General features: G+C 69.5%; 14 protein-coding genes. 9 read left to right on the top strand and 5 right to left on the bottom strand.

Annotation, left to right across the window (positions count from 1 at the left end):
* A partial coding sequence (locus GQS65_RS06520; protein WP_158203858.1) for a cold-shock protein occupies nt 1-91 on the bottom strand: 91 nt, incomplete at its 3' end.
* A 98-nt stretch (nt 92-189) separates the two neighbouring features.
* Between GQS65_RS06520 and uppS the strand changes: the two genes are divergently transcribed.
* Nucleotides 190-1,107: a polyprenyl diphosphate synthase gene (gene uppS, locus GQS65_RS06515; RefSeq protein WP_158203857.1), complete on the top strand. Its 918-nt coding sequence runs from the start codon at nt 190-192 to the stop codon at nt 1,105-1,107.
* Nucleotides 1,108-1,164: 57 nt separating this feature from the next.
* On the opposite strand, the gene GQS65_RS06510 is transcribed toward uppS, so the two are convergent.
* Nucleotides 1,165-1,773, bottom strand: a complete 609-nt coding sequence (locus GQS65_RS06510) for an undecaprenyl diphosphate synthase family protein (protein ID WP_368279900.1) — start codon at nt 1,771-1,773, stop codon at nt 1,165-1,167.
* Between the two features lie 122 nt (nt 1,774-1,895).
* On the opposite strand from GQS65_RS06510, the gene GQS65_RS06505 reads away from it, so the two are divergent.
* Together GQS65_RS06505 and GQS65_RS06500 are read left to right on the top strand one after the other, a co-directional pair.
* On the top strand, nt 1,896-3,284 hold the full coding sequence (locus tag GQS65_RS06505; RefSeq protein ID WP_368279899.1) for a DUF92 domain-containing protein: 1,389 nt from the start codon (nt 1,896-1,898) through the stop codon (nt 3,282-3,284).
* 109 nt (nt 3,285-3,393) lie between these two features.
* Nucleotides 3,394-4,437, top strand: coding sequence for an FAD-binding oxidoreductase (locus GQS65_RS06500; protein WP_199268411.1), 1,044 nt, complete (start codon nt 3,394-3,396; stop codon nt 4,435-4,437).
* Between the two features lie 30 nt (nt 4,438-4,467).
* Here the strand turns inward: GQS65_RS06500 and dnaG are convergent, their stop codons facing one another.
* Nucleotides 4,468-5,907 carry a DNA primase DnaG gene (gene dnaG / locus GQS65_RS06495; protein ID WP_158203856.1) on the bottom strand — a complete coding sequence of 480 codons (1,440 nt, stop codon included), beginning with the start codon at nt 5,905-5,907 and terminating at the stop codon, nt 4,468-4,470.
* A gap of 259 nt (nt 5,908-6,166) precedes the next feature.
* Between dnaG and GQS65_RS06490 the strand changes: the two genes are divergently transcribed.
* Nucleotides 6,167-6,418 (top strand): DUF3311 domain-containing protein, encoded by a 252-nt coding sequence (locus GQS65_RS06490; RefSeq protein WP_158203855.1) that lies wholly within the window; start codon nt 6,167-6,169, stop codon nt 6,416-6,418.
* Entirely contained in the window at nt 6,415-7,986 is a 1,572-nt protein-coding gene (locus tag GQS65_RS06485) for a sodium:solute symporter family protein (RefSeq protein ID WP_158203854.1), read from the top strand. The genes GQS65_RS06490 and GQS65_RS06485 overlap by 4 nt, the downstream gene beginning before the upstream one ends.
* A 193-nt stretch (nt 7,987-8,179) precedes the next feature.
* Here GQS65_RS06485 and GQS65_RS06480 read toward each other — a convergent pair whose 3' ends face one another.
* Nucleotides 8,180-8,878, bottom strand: coding sequence for an SDR family NAD(P)-dependent oxidoreductase (locus GQS65_RS06480; protein WP_158203853.1), 699 nt, complete (start codon nt 8,876-8,878; stop codon nt 8,180-8,182).
* A gap of 74 nt (nt 8,879-8,952) precedes the next feature.
* On the opposite strand from GQS65_RS06480, the gene GQS65_RS06475 reads away from it, so the two are divergent.
* The 4 genes from GQS65_RS06475 (at nt 8,953) to GQS65_RS06460 (ending at nt 12,326) form a co-directional block, all read left to right on the top strand.
* On the top strand, nt 8,953-9,228 hold the full coding sequence (locus tag GQS65_RS06475; RefSeq protein WP_158203852.1) for a 4a-hydroxytetrahydrobiopterin dehydratase: 276 nt from the start codon (nt 8,953-8,955) through the stop codon (nt 9,226-9,228).
* Entirely contained in the window at nt 9,229-9,621 is a 393-nt protein-coding gene (lwrS, locus tag GQS65_RS06470; protein ID WP_158203851.1) for an LWR-salt protein, read from the top strand. It abuts the gene before it with no gap.
* A gap of 92 nt (nt 9,622-9,713) precedes the next feature.
* On the top strand, nt 9,714-11,564 hold the full coding sequence (gene asnB, locus GQS65_RS06465) for an asparagine synthase (glutamine-hydrolyzing) (RefSeq protein ID WP_158203850.1): 1,851 nt from the start codon (nt 9,714-9,716) through the stop codon (nt 11,562-11,564).
* Nucleotides 11,565-11,639: 75 nt separating this feature from the next.
* Entirely contained in the window at nt 11,640-12,326 is a 687-nt protein-coding gene (locus GQS65_RS06460) for an HAD family hydrolase (protein WP_158203849.1), read from the top strand.
* A 16-nt stretch (nt 12,327-12,342) separates the two neighbouring features.
* Here GQS65_RS06460 and GQS65_RS06455 read toward each other — a convergent pair whose 3' ends face one another.
* Nucleotides 12,343-14,283 carry a molybdopterin biosynthesis protein gene (locus tag GQS65_RS06455; protein ID WP_368279897.1) on the bottom strand — a complete coding sequence of 647 codons (1,941 nt, stop codon included), beginning with the start codon at nt 14,281-14,283 and terminating at the stop codon, nt 12,343-12,345.
* Nucleotides 14,284-14,311: the final 28 nt, after the last annotated feature.

Raw genomic sequence — 14,311 nt, 5'->3', positions numbered from 1 at the left:
TGTGGAAGAAGACGTCCTCGTCGGAGTCTTCCGTCTTGATAAAGCCGTATCCGCCCGTGTCGTTGAAGAAATCAACCGTACCGGTCGCCATTGCAACTGTCTCTTGTCGTCACCGTACAAAAACCCTCCGAGCCAGACCACGAGTCGCGGGTCACAAGACTCATACGTGGTCCACAATACCCTCCGCGCATGCTACGGCGGGTCCGTCGGGGTGTGCGTCGGCTCTACGAACGGGTGCTGGAACGGGAGGTCGACGGCGTTCCGACCCACATCGCGGTGATTCAAGACGGGAACCGCCGGTACGCGCGGGGGAAGGGGAAGGGCACCGCCGCCGGCCACCGCGCCGGCGCACGGACGACCGAGAACGTCCTCTCGTGGTGTTCCGACCTCGGCATCGACGAACTGACGCTGTACGCCTTCTCGACGGAGAACCTCGAACGGCCGCCCGAGGAGCGAGCCGAACTGTTCGACCTCATCGAGGAGAAACTCTACGAGTTCGCCGACGACGAGGAGATTCACGACCAGGAGGTCCGCATCCGGGCCATCGGGCAACTCGACCTGCTCCCCCAGCGGGTCATCGAGGCCGTCGACTACGCCGAGAAGCGGACGGCCGGCTACGAGGGCCAGTACCTCAACGTCGCGCTGGCGTACGGCGGCCGCGCCGAACTGCTCGACGCCGCCCGCGAGGTCTGTGCGGAGGTCGAAGCCGGCGAGCAGTCCCCCGACGACATCGACGTCGAGACCGTCGAGAACCGCGTGACCCAGCGGCCCGCCCGCGCAGTCGACCTCATCATCCGAACCGGCGGCGACGAACGCACCTCGAACTTCCTCCCGTGGCACGCCAACGGGAACGAGGCCGCCGTCTTCTTCTGTGCCCCCTACTGGCCGGAGTTCTCCCGTATCGACTTCCTGCGAGCCATCCGGACCTACCAGTCGCGCCAGCAGTCGTGGCGACGGACGCGCATCGACCGTTCGCTGGCGCTGTTGCAGGCGGTCGGTGCGGACCGCGCTGTCGTCTCGCGCCTGACCGAGAAGGTCGGCGAGATTCCACAGACGGCGCTCGACGACATCGAGGACGTCGAGGCCGAACCGTTCAGCGCGGACTGACGCTGCCTATCGGTCGAACGTACGTTGGGGAGCGAAGCGAGTCCGACGAGGTTCGGACTACCGCCCGAACCGCCGCTGCCGGTCCTGGTAGTCCCGTAACGCCCGGAGGTAGTCCCGGTCGCGGAAGTCCCGCCAGTTGACGTCCGTGAAGTAGAGTTCGGAGTAGACCGACTGCCAGATCATGAAATCCGAGAGCCGTTCGGCTCCGGTCTTGATGACGAGGTCCGGTGCGGTCGGGAAGACGAGTTCGTTCTCGATGGTCTCCTCGTCCACCTCGTCGCTGGTCACGTCGCCGCGTTCGACGGCGCGAGCGACGTTCCGGACGGCGTTGGCGAACTCCGCCCGTCCGCCGAGGCCGATAGAGACCTGGACGGGCGCGTCGGCGCGTTCGGCGTCGCCGGGGCCGCGGACCGCCAGTTCGCGTGGACTGTCGAGGTCCGCGAGCGTCCGGCGGAGCGTCGGGACCGCCGCCTCGTCGAGCACGCTGACGTAGACCATCACTCGGTCCGCCCCCATCTCGAACGCGAGGTCGAGAAACCGACGGAGCGTCTCGTAAGCGTCCTGTTCGAGCAGGTCACGCTCCGTGATGACCAGCGCGACGGTTTCGGGGAGCGGCGTCTCGTCGCGCCGAACCCGCGTGGCGAGATAGCGGTCGTACAGTCCCACGCTCGTCGCTCGGTACGGGCGAAGGTAAGACCTACGGGACCGACTCGACTCCGCGAGCCACGGGGCACCCTCGGGCGAGGCGTCCCGGACCTGTTAAGTGTTCATCCACGGAACCGTTCGACGTGTCACAGACGGTTCGACGGGCCGGCGCGTTCGCCCTCGTCTCACTCCTCGCGCTCGTCGCCCCCGTCTCGCCAGTGGTCGTCGACCGCCTCTCGCTGCCGACGACCGTCGGGGCCGCTGCCGGCGTCGGTAGCGTCCCGACCACCGCGGTCGTCACCGCCCTCCCGTTCGCGCTCGTCGCGCTGGCGGCGTTCGCCGTCCCCGAAGACAGCCCCGCGTTCGAGTGGCTCGCCCGCCCCGCCGACTTCGAGGAGGGGCGACTGTACGGCCTCGCGGGGTTCGCGCTCGCGGCGGCCGCGCTCGGACTGGTCGGGGCGAGTTTCGAGCTCCCGACGAGCGTCTACGTCGCCAGCGTCGTCCTCCTGGCGTTCGGGACGCTCGCCGAGAAGGGCGTCTTCGAGCTCTCTTCGGACCGCTTCGCGGCGATGACGGGGTTCGCGTTCGCCGCGTTCGGCGCGGCGACCCTCGCGCAACTGGTCGTCGCCGTGCTCTCACCGGTCGCGTTCGACCCGCCACAGGCCGTCTTCCTCGCCGCGACGGGCGGCATCCTCGGCGCGCTGCTCCGCTCGATGCTCTACGACCGCGACGACCCGCTCGTCGTGATAACGACGGCGCTCGTGCTGTGGCTGTTCGCCACGCTCACGCTCGAACTGACGGCCACACAGGTCGTTGTCGCCATCCTCATCTCGCTGGCGCTGGGCTACGTCTCCTACGCGCTGGAGACGGCCTCCATCACCGGCATGCTCACCGGGACGCTCCTCGTCTTCCTCTCGGTCGTCCTCGGGAGCTACGGCTGGTTCGCCGTCCTACTCTCCTTTTTCGCCATCGGGGGGCTCTCGACGAAGTTCCGTTACGACGAGAAACTCGACCGCGGCATCGCGGAGGAGAACGAGGGCGCACGCGGCAGCGGGAACGTCATCGCCAACTCCGCCGCGGCGCTCGTCGCCCTGCTCGGGTGGGCGGCCCACGGCCTCCTCGGCGTCCCACAGGGCGTGTTCCTGTTCGCGTTCGCCGGGTCGGTCGCGGCCGCGATGAGCGACACGCTCTCCTCCGAGATCGGTGGGCTCTACGACAACCCCCGGCTCATCACGACGTTCCGGACCGTCCCGCCGGGGACCGACGGCGGCGTGACGTGGCAGGGCGGCCTCGCCGGCCTCGCGGGGGCCGGCATCGTCGCCGCCGTCGCGTTCGTCGCGTTCGGACTGTCGTCGACGGGGACCGGACTGGTCGTCCTCGCTGGCGTCTGTGGGATGGTGGTCGACTCGCTGCTCGGCGCGACCGTCGAGGGGTCGCTGCTCGACAACAAGGGGGTCAACTTCGTGGCGACGACCGTCGCCGGCGTCGTCGGGGCCGGTCTCGCCTGGGCCCTCGCGCTCGTTCCACTGTAGAGCGCGGGAGAGCGTGGCGTCGTGACGCCGCCGACGGGACGGTCAGTGCGTCGGCCTGCGGATCCGTTGGCGGTGTAGGTTTATCCGACGAGCGAGCACAGACGACCCCATGGAGGTCAAACAGCACGACGCGCTGGAAGCGGCCGCCGAGCAGTTGCCGCTCGTCGCCGAGGACGCCGTCGTGACGAACGTGACCGAGATGGACCGCGAGCGCCACGAGGAGGTCGCAGACGCCGTCGAGACGCTCCTCGACGCCCACGACGAGGACGACCTGCTCGAATCGGGGCGGTGGGGCCCCGACCCCATCGACTGGCAACGGGTCCGTGACGCGCTGGCCCCCGACGAAGGGAGTCGGCTGGCGAAACGCCTCGACAGCCTCCAGGAACGCGACGAGCGACCGTATCCGATGCTGGTCGAGATTCGCTTCGACCTCGACGGACCGTTCGAGTTCGTCCCCGGTCAGTACCTGACACTGCGGTACGACGGCGTGGCACGTCCCTACTCCATCGCCAGCGCCCCCAGCGAGGAGGACGTAGCGCTGTGTGTCCGGCACGTGCCCGACGGCCACCTCACCCCGAAGCTGTGTGAGGCCCTCGACGAGGACGAGCGTGTGGAGGTACGCGGCCCGAACGGCGACTTCGTGCTCGACGACCCCTCGGGGCGGGATATGGTGTTTCTCGCGACGGGGACGGGCGCGGCCCCGTTCCACTCGATGATCCGTCACACGCTGGAGAGCGGCCACGACGTCGTCGGCGGGGAGAACAGGGACGTCTGGCTCTTCCTCGGGTCGTCCTGGAAGGACGACATCCCGTACTTCGACGCGTTCGGCGAACTCGACGACGAGTACGACAACTTCCACTTCGTCCCGACCTGCTCGCGCGAGACGTACCTCTCGGACTGGGACGGCGAGACGGCCTACGTCCAGCACACGCTGATGAAGTATCTCGAGGCGGGGGCGATTCCCGACGACCTGAACGAGTCGCTGGCGGCGTCGAGCGAGGAGGACCCGGCCTACGACGTCGACGCGCGTATCGACCCGTCGGACATCGAGGCGTACGCCTGCGGCGTGAGCGCGATGGCCTACGGCCTCGTCGACGTGGCCGAAGCCATCGGCGTGCCGGAACTGCACGTCCACGTCGAAGGGTTCGGATAGCCGGCGAGCACGGGGACGGTTCTCCGCTCTTCAGTACTCCCGAGCCAGCATCCGCTCGGCCGTTCGGACGCGGACGCTCGCGGGGCGCTTGACGAACTCGCCGAGACCGCGAGCGACGACGTTGTCCACACCCCGCTGTGCACAGACGTCGAGCACACGCTGTGGGAGGTCCGCGTCGAGGACGACGGCGAACGGAACGGTCTCGGTCTCGCGGACGGCGTCGAACGCCTCGGCCGCCGGACGCTCGTCGAGGACGCTCATCTCCTCGTCGAGGAGTCGAACCGAGTCGGTGTCCTCCGTGACGACGGCCTGCACGTGCCCCCGAAGCGTCTCGGGGCGTGCCGGCGCTTCGGGAGCGGCTTCGGCCGACTCCGTGTCGTCGTCCGCTTCGTCGTCGGCCTCCGTGGCCGGGTCGGTGGCTCCGTCGTCCAGCGTGTCGGCGTCCGTCTGGGCCGACGGGACGGAGTCGGCCGCCGCCCCCGACTCGGCGCGGGCGACGACCGCCGCGGTCGGTCCGTCGGCCGTGTCGTTCGTCTCGGCCGGGGCGACGGCCGTCGGGTCGTCGGCCGGGTCGGCCGTCGTGCTGCCGCCGTCGGAGACGCTCTGTGGCTCGGCCGTCGCCTCGCCCAACGTCGTCTCGCCGAACGCCTCGCGGACCGTGTCGGCCTCGGCGACCGACTCGTAGGAGACCTTCTTGCGGAGCGCGCGCATCACCTGCGCGCGGCCGAGATCCTCGACGCTCTTGCCCCCGGGGGCGAGCGCGACGTAGTCCACCTCGCCGACCTGTGCGAGCTCCTTCAGGATGAGGTCGCCGCCACGGTCCCCGTCGAGGAACGTCGTCGTGATGCGCTCGTGGGTGAGGTCGGCGACGGCGTCGGGGACGTTCGTCCCCTCGACGGCGATGGCGTTCTTGACGCCGTAGCGCAGGAGCGTGAGCACGTCCGCCCGACCCTCGACGACGATGATGGCGTCCGAGTCGAGCACCCGAGGACCGGCCGGGAGACCCTCGTAGGTCGTGATGTCCTCGACGCGGATGGCCCGACGGACCTCCTCGACGAGTTCCTCGCTGGTGAGCATCGACCCGTCGAACGACTCGGCGAGGAGGCTCTTCGCCCGGTCGACGACGGCCCGGCGCTTCGCGGCACGGACGTCCTCGATGCGGTCGATGGAGATGGTCGCGCGACACGGCCCGACGCGCTCGATGGTCTCCAGCGAGGCGGCGAGAATCGCGGTCTCGACCTGGTCGAGACCGCTGGCGATGGTGACGGTGCCGAACGACTGCCCGTTCTGGGAGTCGACGGAGACGTCGATACGCCCCACCTTCGAGGAGTCCTGGAGGTCCCGCAGGTCGAGTTCGTCGCCCAGTAGCCCCTCGGTCTGTCCGAAGATGGCCCCGACGACGTCCGACCGCTCGACCACCCCCTCGGCGGTGATGTCGGCGTGGATGAGGTATTTCGCGGTGTCTTGCATGATGTGGTGAGTGCCCGTGTGGGCTGGATGGTGACGACCACGCGTGAACGCGGTCCAGTATAAATAGGTGCTGGCCCTCGTATAAAGCCACGTTTTCGTCCAACGGGCGTGACACGGTGGCCCACCCGAACGACCGTCGCCTCCCGTGTCGGAACGGCGACTCTCGACCGGCGGAGTGTGAAGAACAATTCTCTTCAATACGTGGTATCGGTGGCTATTCGGCAACCTTTACGTTGCATCGTCCCATACAGCGTTCAACATGGTATCCCGGACCGAGCGGCTCCTGTGGGTGGTCGTCATGACGGTGCTGGTGGTCTTCGCCGTCCCCTGGTTCCTCTGGCGGGACGCGACGGTGGTCGCCGGACTCCCGGTGTGGCTCTGGTGGCACGTCGGCTGGATGGTGCTGGCGACGGGCGTGTTCGCGCTGTTCGCCCGGCGAGCGTGGGGAGTCGGCATCGAGTCACCGACGACGACGACGGGGACGGATTCCTCGGGCGGTGAGCGCGTATGATCCCCGCCGTACTCCCGCTCCAGTCGACGCTGTCGGTCCAACTGACCGTCATCGGTCTCTACTTGCTGGTCGCGCTCGGCGTCGGTCTGGTCGCCTACCGCCTCTCGGACGACACCGCCGAGGACTACTACCTCGCCTCGCGGACGCTCGGGACCGTCGTCCTCCTGTTCACGACGTTCGCCACGCTGCTGTCGGCGTTCACCTTCTTCGCCGGGCCGAACATCGCCTACTCGCTCGGCCCGGAGTGGATCCTCGTGATGGGGCTGATGGACGGCATCCTCTTCGCCCTGCTGTGGTACCTGCTGGGCTACAAGCAGTGGCTCGTCGGGAAGGCCCAGGGCTACGTCACGCTCGGCGAGATGCTCGGCGACCGCTTCGGTTCACGTGGCCTCCGCGTACTGGTGGCCGCCGTCGGCCTGTTCTGGCTGTTCCCCTACGTGATGCTCCAGCAACGCGGCGCGGGCATCGCGCTCGAATCGTTGACGAACGGCGCGATTCCCTACTGGGTCGGCGCGGGCGGCATCACGCTGTTCATGATCCTCTACGTCGGCCTGAGTGGGATGCGCGGCGTCGCGTGGACGGACACGATTCAGGGGGCGTTCATGCTCGTCGTGACGTGGGCCGCCGCGGTCTGGGTCCTGACGAGCGTCGGCGGCCTCTCGGCAGCGACCGACGCCCTCGCCGCGAACGAACCCGAGTTCCTCGCGCTCGGCGGCGGAGCGTACACCCCACAGTACGTCGTCTCCACGGCAGTGAGCATCGCGTTCGGCGTGGCGATGTTCCCCCAGATAAACCAGCGGTTCTTCGCCGCCTCCTCGAAGGACGTCCTCAAGCGGACGTTCACCCTCTGGCCGGTGCTGGTCCTCCTACTGTTCGTCCCGGCGTTCCTGCTGGGGTCGTGGGCCGCCGGCCTCGGTATCGAGGTCCCCGAGGGCGGCAACGTCGTCCCCGTCCTGCTCAACGAGTACACCCCGGTCTGGTTCGCGGCGCTCGTCATCGCCGGCGCTATCGCCGCGATGATGAGTTCCAGCGACTCGATGCTCCTCTCCGGCGCGTCGTACCTGACACGGGACGTCTACCGGCCCCTCTTCGGGCGGCCGGACCGCGAGGCGCTCCTCGCTCGCGGTGGCGTCGTCGTGTTCGCCACCGGGTCGTTCGTCGCCTCGCTGTTCACCAGCCAGACGCTGTTCGTCATCGGCGACACCGCGTTCGGCGGGTTCGCACAACTGACCCTGCCCGTACTGGTCGCGCTCTACTGGCGACGAACCACCCGGACCGGGATGCTCGTCGCACTCGTCGGCGCGCAGGCGTTCTACCTCGCCCACGTCGCAGTGACGATTCCACTCACGAACGGCCTCCTGCGGGCCGTCCCGGTGCTCGGGGGGGCCCTGCCGCTCGCCGCCGACACCACGCTCGCCTCGCTCGGCGCGACGTACTACCTCGGCTGGACCCCGCAGATCGTCGGGATGGCACTCTCGCTCGCCCTCGTCGTCGGCGTGAGCCTCCTGACCGCCCCCGCCGCGGACGAGGAACGAGCCGTCTACTTCGAGGGTCTGCGCGCGGACTGAGTTTCGGCCTCTCCGAACCTTCTTGAGGGAACACCGGGCCAGCGACGACGATGCATTGAACACCGCCGCGTGCGGTCCCACGGGGACACTCCCCACCCGCTCCGGGCAGGAGCGGCGTGCGACCCATCGCACGCGTGTCGTCGAGTCGCCTGCTCGCCCTACTGCCCCCGCCGTCGTGGCTCGGGACGACGCCCTACCAGTCGACCACCTCCTTGTCCCGCCAGAGCCGTCCGCTCGGGCTCCCCGGTTCGAACCGCGCCAGCCAGACGGTCTCGGCTCCGTCCTTCGCGCTCCGTGTCGCACCAGCGCCGCCCATGTCGGTTCGGACCCACCCCGGACAGACCGCGTTGGCGATGAGCGCCGGCCCGTACTCCGCGTCGAGGTACGCCGTCAGCGCGTTCAGGCCTGCCTTCGAGACGCTGTACGGCGGGTGAGACGTGCTCATCCCGCCGGCGAACTGGCCCGACCCCGAAGAGACGTCGACGACCCGCACTCCTCGCCGCTCGAGCAGGAGCGGCAGGGCGTGTTTCGTCACCAGCATCGGCCCGCGGAGGTTCGTGTCCAGCGTGCGGTCGATGTCGGCCGTCGAGAGAGTGTGGAGCGCCCCCGACGGACCGTAGACGGCGGCGTTGTTCACCAGTACGTCCAGTCGTCCCTCCTCGCTCTCGATGCGTTCGACGGCGTCCTCGATGGTCCGTTCGTTGGTGACGTCGAGTCGAACCGGCACGAGCGCGGCGTCCTCGACGTCGTCCGTGTCCCGTGCGCCGGCGTACACCGTCGCCCCCTGTTCTGCCAATTGGGTCGCGATTTCGGCACCGATGCCGCGCGTCGCCCCCGTCACCAGTGCGACCTGTCCACCGAGCGAGTCGTACAGATCGATGCCCTCGTCCATGCCGTAAGTTGGCACTCGACAGGCAAAACGCTCCCGCGCCCACATTTATCCGACCTCGGCGCGTCGGCCACCGCATGGCCGAGACACTGTCCGACGACGAGATCACGGAAGGACTGCCCGAGCACTGGGAGCGTGACGGCGACGAGATCGTCCGCACGTACGAGTTCGACTCGTACCTCGCCGGTGTCGGCTTCGCTGCGGGCGCGGGCGGGGTCGCACAGGACGCGTTTCACCATCCCGAACTCACCATCGGGTACGAGGAGGTCGAAGTCCGACTGACGAGCCACGAGGCGGGCGGTATCACCGAGCAGGACCTCGACCTCGCGGCGCGGTTCGACGACCTGCTGTAGATGGACGCCGCGTACGTCTTCGGAGTCCGGTTCCGACTCGTCCCGGAGGAAGGCGTTCGCGTCGCTCCCCGTAGCTTCGAGACGACGATGGAACGCCGGGCGGCCCCGCCCGGCGAGTCGGGGTGGCTGTTCTTCCGCGACGCGCTCTGGCGTGGCGAGGCCAACGACGACGCTCACCACCGCTCGCTCGCGGAGTCGGCACTCGGGGTGCCCGTCGAGTCCGTCGAGTTCCGGGAACTCCGAACCGACCGTGCGTACCTCGACGCGCTGGACGAGGCCATCGCCGCGGAACTCGACGCCGGGAACGGGACGTTCGGGAACGCCGAGAACGTCGAGCGCGTGAAGACGAACTACCTCGGCAGTTCCATCCACGTCCGCTCGTCCGAACCCTGAGTTCACACCGAGGGCCGAACGCGACAGCCCCGGACCGACGGAGCTGTTCTCTCGCCAACAGTTATCCCCCACCCCGTCGTGAGTCTCCGACGATGTGTGGAATCGGCGGGAAACTGTCGTTCGGTGCGCGGCCAGACGAGGCGCTCGCCGAGCGGATGAACGACTGCATGCGACACCGAGGCCCGGACGCGTCGGGCGTCTACGCGAACGGCCCGGTCGTCCTCGCACACCGGCGGCTCTCGATTCTCGACCTCTCGGCGGCCGGTCGCCAGCCGATGTCGAACCGCGACGGGACCGTCCACGTCGTCTTCAACGGCGAGATATACAACTACCGCGAACTACGCGAGCGGGTCGCCGACTACCCGTTCGACTCCGAGACGGACACCGAGGTCCTCCTCGCTCTCTACGAGCAGGAGGGCGTCGACTGTCTCCGGCGTCTCCGGGGGATGTTCGCGTTCGCCATCTGGGACGAGCGCGAGGAACGACTGTTCCTCGCCCGCGACCGACTGGGCCAGAAGCCGCTCTACTACCACCACGACGAGACGGGGTTCACATTCGGCTCGACGGTCGGGGCCGTGCTCGCCGACGGCCGCGTCACGCCGGACCCGGACCTGCCCGCGCTGCGTGAGTACCTCACCTATCAGTACGTCCCGCGCCCGCGAACCGGGTTCGTCGGTATCGAACAGGTGGGGCCGGCGGAGTACCTGCTCGTCGACGACGATGGCGTGCGCCGCGAGCGATACTGGCAGTTGTCGTTCGCCCAGCAGTCCGACGCGTCCGCACGGATGCTCGCAAACCGGCTTCGCCGGAGACTCAGGGAGGCCACCAGACTGCGCCTCCGGAGCGACGTCCCGGTCGGCGTGTTCCTCTCGGGCGGCCTCGACTCCTCGGTCGTCACCGCGTTAGTCGACGAGGTGAGCGAGGACCCGGTCGGGACCTACTCCGTCGGCTTCGAGGAGGCGGCGTACTCCGAGTTGGAGTACGCCCGGACGGTCGCCGACCGCTTCGACACCGACCACCACGAGTTCACCGTCACGCCGGACCTCGTCGACACGCTCCCGACGCTGGTCGGCCACTACGAGACCCCCTTCGGCGACCCCTCTGCACTGCCGACGTACTACGTCTCGCAGGTCGCCGCCGACCACGTGACGGTCGTCCTCACGGGCGACGCGGGCGACGAGACGTTCGCCGGCTACGACCGCTACACCCGCGACCGTGTCGTCGACGCGGCGGCCGCGACGCCCCGCTCGTTGCGCGACGTCGGCCGAACCGGTCTCGGTCGGGTCCCCGAGTCGCTTCGCGGACGGACGCTCCTCCGGCAGGCCGACCGGGCGCTCGACATCGCGGAGGGAGACCCGGTCGAACGCTACGCCGAACTGGTGTGTCGGACGCTCGGTGAGGACGCGCGGGCGGTCTGGAACGGCCCGGAGGCCGAGGACGAACTGGCGTGGCTCCGAGCGGCGTTCGGCGAGGCCGACGGCCCGACTCGGATAGACCGCGTCACCCACGTCGACCTCCGGACGTACCTCCCCGAAGCGTTGCTCGTCAAGGTCGATCGGGCGAGCATGGCCCACTCCCTGGAGGCACGCTCGCCGTTTCTCGACCACGACGTCGTGGAGTTCGCCGCGTCGGTGCCGGCGAAGTACAAGTGGCGACGCGGCGAGAAGAAGTGGCTCCTCAAGCGGGCGTTCGAGGACGTGCTGCCCCCCGACGTCGTCGACCGGCCGAAGCAGGGCTTCGGCGTCCCCGTCGACGAGTGGTTCCGTGGGGAGTTGCGTGAAGTCGCCCGCGAGCGCCTCGACCGCCTCGGCGCTCGTGACCCGTTCGACGCACGCGGCATCGACGCCGAGTTCGAGCGCCACGTCGCCGGCGAGGCGAACTACGGCCTCCGCATCTGGGACCTCGTCTGGCTCGAAGAGTGGTACGCGCAGTTCGTCGACTGAGCGGGCCGGCGTCGAGCCACCACCGTCCACCCCCGGAAGACACTTGCCACGCTGTGACGTACTTCTGGGTCCCGAATGGCCCCCTCCACTCGATACGACTTCTGGTTACTGGACCTCGATGGGACGCTCATCGACGTCCAGCCGAGCTACGTCTACCGCGTGATGGACGAGGTGGGCGACCGTCTCGGCGTGTCGTTCACCGAGCGCGAAGCCGAACTCGTCTGGCACGGACTCGGCGGGTCGCGCGACGAACTGCTCCGGCAGTGGGGCTACGACCCACGGAGGTTCTGGGCCGTGTTCCACGACGTCGAGGACCCCGTCGCTCGCGCGGAACACTCGTTCGTCTACGACGACGCCGCGGCGTTCGTCGCCGGCCTCGACACGCCCGTCGGCCTCGTCACCCACTCCCAGCAGTATCTCGCTGACGCGGCGCTCGACGTTCTTGACATCGCCGACTGGTTCGACACCGTCGTCTGCTGTGACGACGAACTGGGCTGGAAACCCGACCCCGCGCCGGTCCACCTCGCCATGTCGAACCTCGGCGTCGGCAGTGGCCTCACGAACGGTTCCGAGCGCGGCGTCCTCGTCGGCGACGGCCCACAGGACGTGGGCGCGGCGTGGAACGCCGGCCTCGACGGCATCCACGTCGAGCGTCACGGCCACGACCGGCGTGGCTCGTGTGTCCTCGGTGACCGACGCGTGACGCGGCTGACCGAGATTCCCGCCGTCGCGGCCGACGGCGGCGAACACGCCTCGGACTGAGCGCGACCGCCCGCCCTCAGTCCGGCCGCCCGTACCCCGGCAGTTCGTCGAGCAGGTCGTCCATCCCCGCGACCTGTGCCGAGAACGCCCCGACGCCCGACTTCTCGGTCCGGGCCGGGTTCCCGAGAACACGGACCGTCTCCTCGCCGACCGGGACGAAGCCGAGTCCGAGCGTCTCGGCGGTCACACGGAGTCCCAGCGCGACGTCGGCGTGCCCCGACAGTACCGCTCGCGGCGGACTCTCGTGGGCGCGGCGACCCGCCTCGAAGCCGTCGATGGCCGAGACGAGGTCGTGGCGTGTCACACCGCGTTCGTCCGCGAGTTCGGCGAGCACGTCGGCGAGGGACGTCCGGAGGCCCGACGCTCCGGTCCGGTTGACGAACCGGAGGTCGCGGTCCACGAGGGCCGCGAGTCCCGTCACGCCGTCGGGGTTCCCGGCCGGGACGACGAGTCCCCACTCGCGGGTCCACGCGCCGAGTTCGACCGTCGGGGACCCGGTGTCGCCGCCGCTGGTCGTCACCGCGAAGTCGGGGACGCCGTTCCGGAGTCGGCGCTGACCCTCCCTGCTCCCGAGGCCGAGATACCGCGGCGTGTCGAGACGGTCGAGCACTCGTGAGAGCGCCGGGTCGTCCTCGCCGACGCCCACGACGCTCGGGACCCGGACGTCCGGCGAGAACAGGCGGACCTCGACGGCTTCGCCGGCGTCGAGTCGCTCGGTGTCGGGGGGCATCTCCACCAGACCGTCGGCCTCGACGAGACTCGTCGTCGCCCCAGACCCCTTGTCGACGGGGTAGACCAGCGTCTCGCCGCCCACGTCCGTTCCGTCCAGCGACTCGTCCACACCCGCGTCGACCAGTCCGACCGGCATCAGTCGCAGACGACCCTCCGCGTAGCGCTCTTCGCCGGCCATCCGGCCCGCGACGGTCGCCGCGTCCGGTTCGGGGACCGCTGCTGCGCGGCGAATCGCGGGCGCGACGAACGTCCGGAAGATGGTGAGCGCACTCACCGGGTAGCCGGGGAGGCCGATGTAGGCACTCCCGTCGAGTCGGCCGACGAGCATCGGTTTGCCCGGCTTGACGGCGACGCCGTGCAGCAGCAGGTCGCCCTGTTCCTCGACGACACGGTAGATGACGTCGACCGCGCTGGCACTGGTCGACCCCGAGGAGAGCACCAGGTCACACTCCGCGGCGGCCTGCCGGAGCAGGTCCTCCATGGCGTCGTAGTCGTCCCCGGCGTGGGGGTAGAGGACCGCCTCGCCGCCGGCCTCTTCGACGCCCGCCGCGACGGTGTAGCTGTTGACGTCGTATATCTGCCCCGCGCCGGAGTCCAGCGGTTCGCCCGGCCGGACGAGTTCGTCGCCGGTCGAGACGATGCCGACGCGCGGCGCGGCGCGAACGGGTACCTCGTCGACGCCGAGCGCCGACAGTAGACCGATTTCGCGGGCGGTCAGCGTCGTCCCCGGACCGAGCGCACGTTCGCCGGCCGCCACGTCCGCCCCGGCGAACATGATGCGGTCGCCCGGCGCGACGCTCGTGCGGACCTCGATGCGGTCCGGCGCGTCCTCGGCGTCGTCCTCGCGGTCGGCCCGGTCCGTCCGCTCGACCATCACGACGGCGTTCGCGCCGTCGGGGACGACCGCTCCGGTCGATATCTCGACGCACTCGCCACCGCCGACGGTCACGTCGGGTCGTTCGCCGGCGTCGACGACGCCAGCGAGGGCCAGCACTGCGGGGTCGGCCTCGTCGGCCCCGAACGTGTCGTGGGCGCGGAGGGCGTAGCCGTCGACACTCGCGCGGTCGAATCCCGGCACGTCGAGGGCGGCGTCGATACGGTCGGCGAGGACGCGGCCACGCGCTTCACGGAGCGTGACCGTCTCCGTCCCACCGGCGAGACCGAGCGACGCGATGGCCTCGTGGGCCGCCTCGGGCGGCGCGAGGTCGCGGAACTCCTTACGCACGCTCCCTCCGGGTCCGCCGTCGAGCGTC

Origin of the sequence: Halomarina oriensis, assembly GCF_009791395.1 — an archaeon.
Taxonomy (GTDB): Archaea; Halobacteriota; Halobacteria; order Halobacteriales; family Haloarculaceae; genus Halomarina; species Halomarina oriensis.
This window is presented reverse-complemented; position numbering and strand designations above follow the sequence as displayed.

What these genes read in the sequence shown, in the direction of transcription:
- GQS65_RS06460 (WP_158203849.1), top strand. Translation starts at nt 11,640, where the DNA reads ATGGCCCCCTCCACTCGATACGACTTCTGGTTACTGGACCTCGATGGG.
- lwrS (WP_158203851.1), top strand. Translation starts at nt 9,229, where the DNA reads ATGGACGCCGCGTACGTCTTCGGAGTCCGGTTCCGACTCGTCCCGGAG.
- GQS65_RS06475 (WP_158203852.1), top strand. Translation starts at nt 8,953, where the DNA reads ATGGCCGAGACACTGTCCGACGACGAGATCACGGAAGGACTGCCCGAG.
- dnaG (WP_158203856.1), bottom strand. Translation starts at nt 5,907, where the DNA reads ATGCAAGACACCGCGAAATACCTCATCCACGCCGACATCACCGCCGAG.
- GQS65_RS06500 (WP_199268411.1), top strand. Translation starts at nt 3,394, where the DNA reads ATGGAGGTCAAACAGCACGACGCGCTGGAAGCGGCCGCCGAGCAGTTG.
- GQS65_RS06485 (WP_158203854.1), top strand. Translation starts at nt 6,415, where the DNA reads ATGATCCCCGCCGTACTCCCGCTCCAGTCGACGCTGTCGGTCCAACTG.
- GQS65_RS06490 (WP_158203855.1), top strand. Translation starts at nt 6,167, where the DNA reads ATGGTATCCCGGACCGAGCGGCTCCTGTGGGTGGTCGTCATGACGGTG.
- asnB (WP_158203850.1), top strand. Translation starts at nt 9,714, where the DNA reads ATGTGTGGAATCGGCGGGAAACTGTCGTTCGGTGCGCGGCCAGACGAG.
- GQS65_RS06480 (WP_158203853.1), bottom strand. Translation starts at nt 8,878, where the DNA reads ATGGACGAGGGCATCGATCTGTACGACTCGCTCGGTGGACAGGTCGCA.
- uppS (WP_158203857.1), top strand. Translation starts at nt 190, where the DNA reads ATGCTACGGCGGGTCCGTCGGGGTGTGCGTCGGCTCTACGAACGGGTG.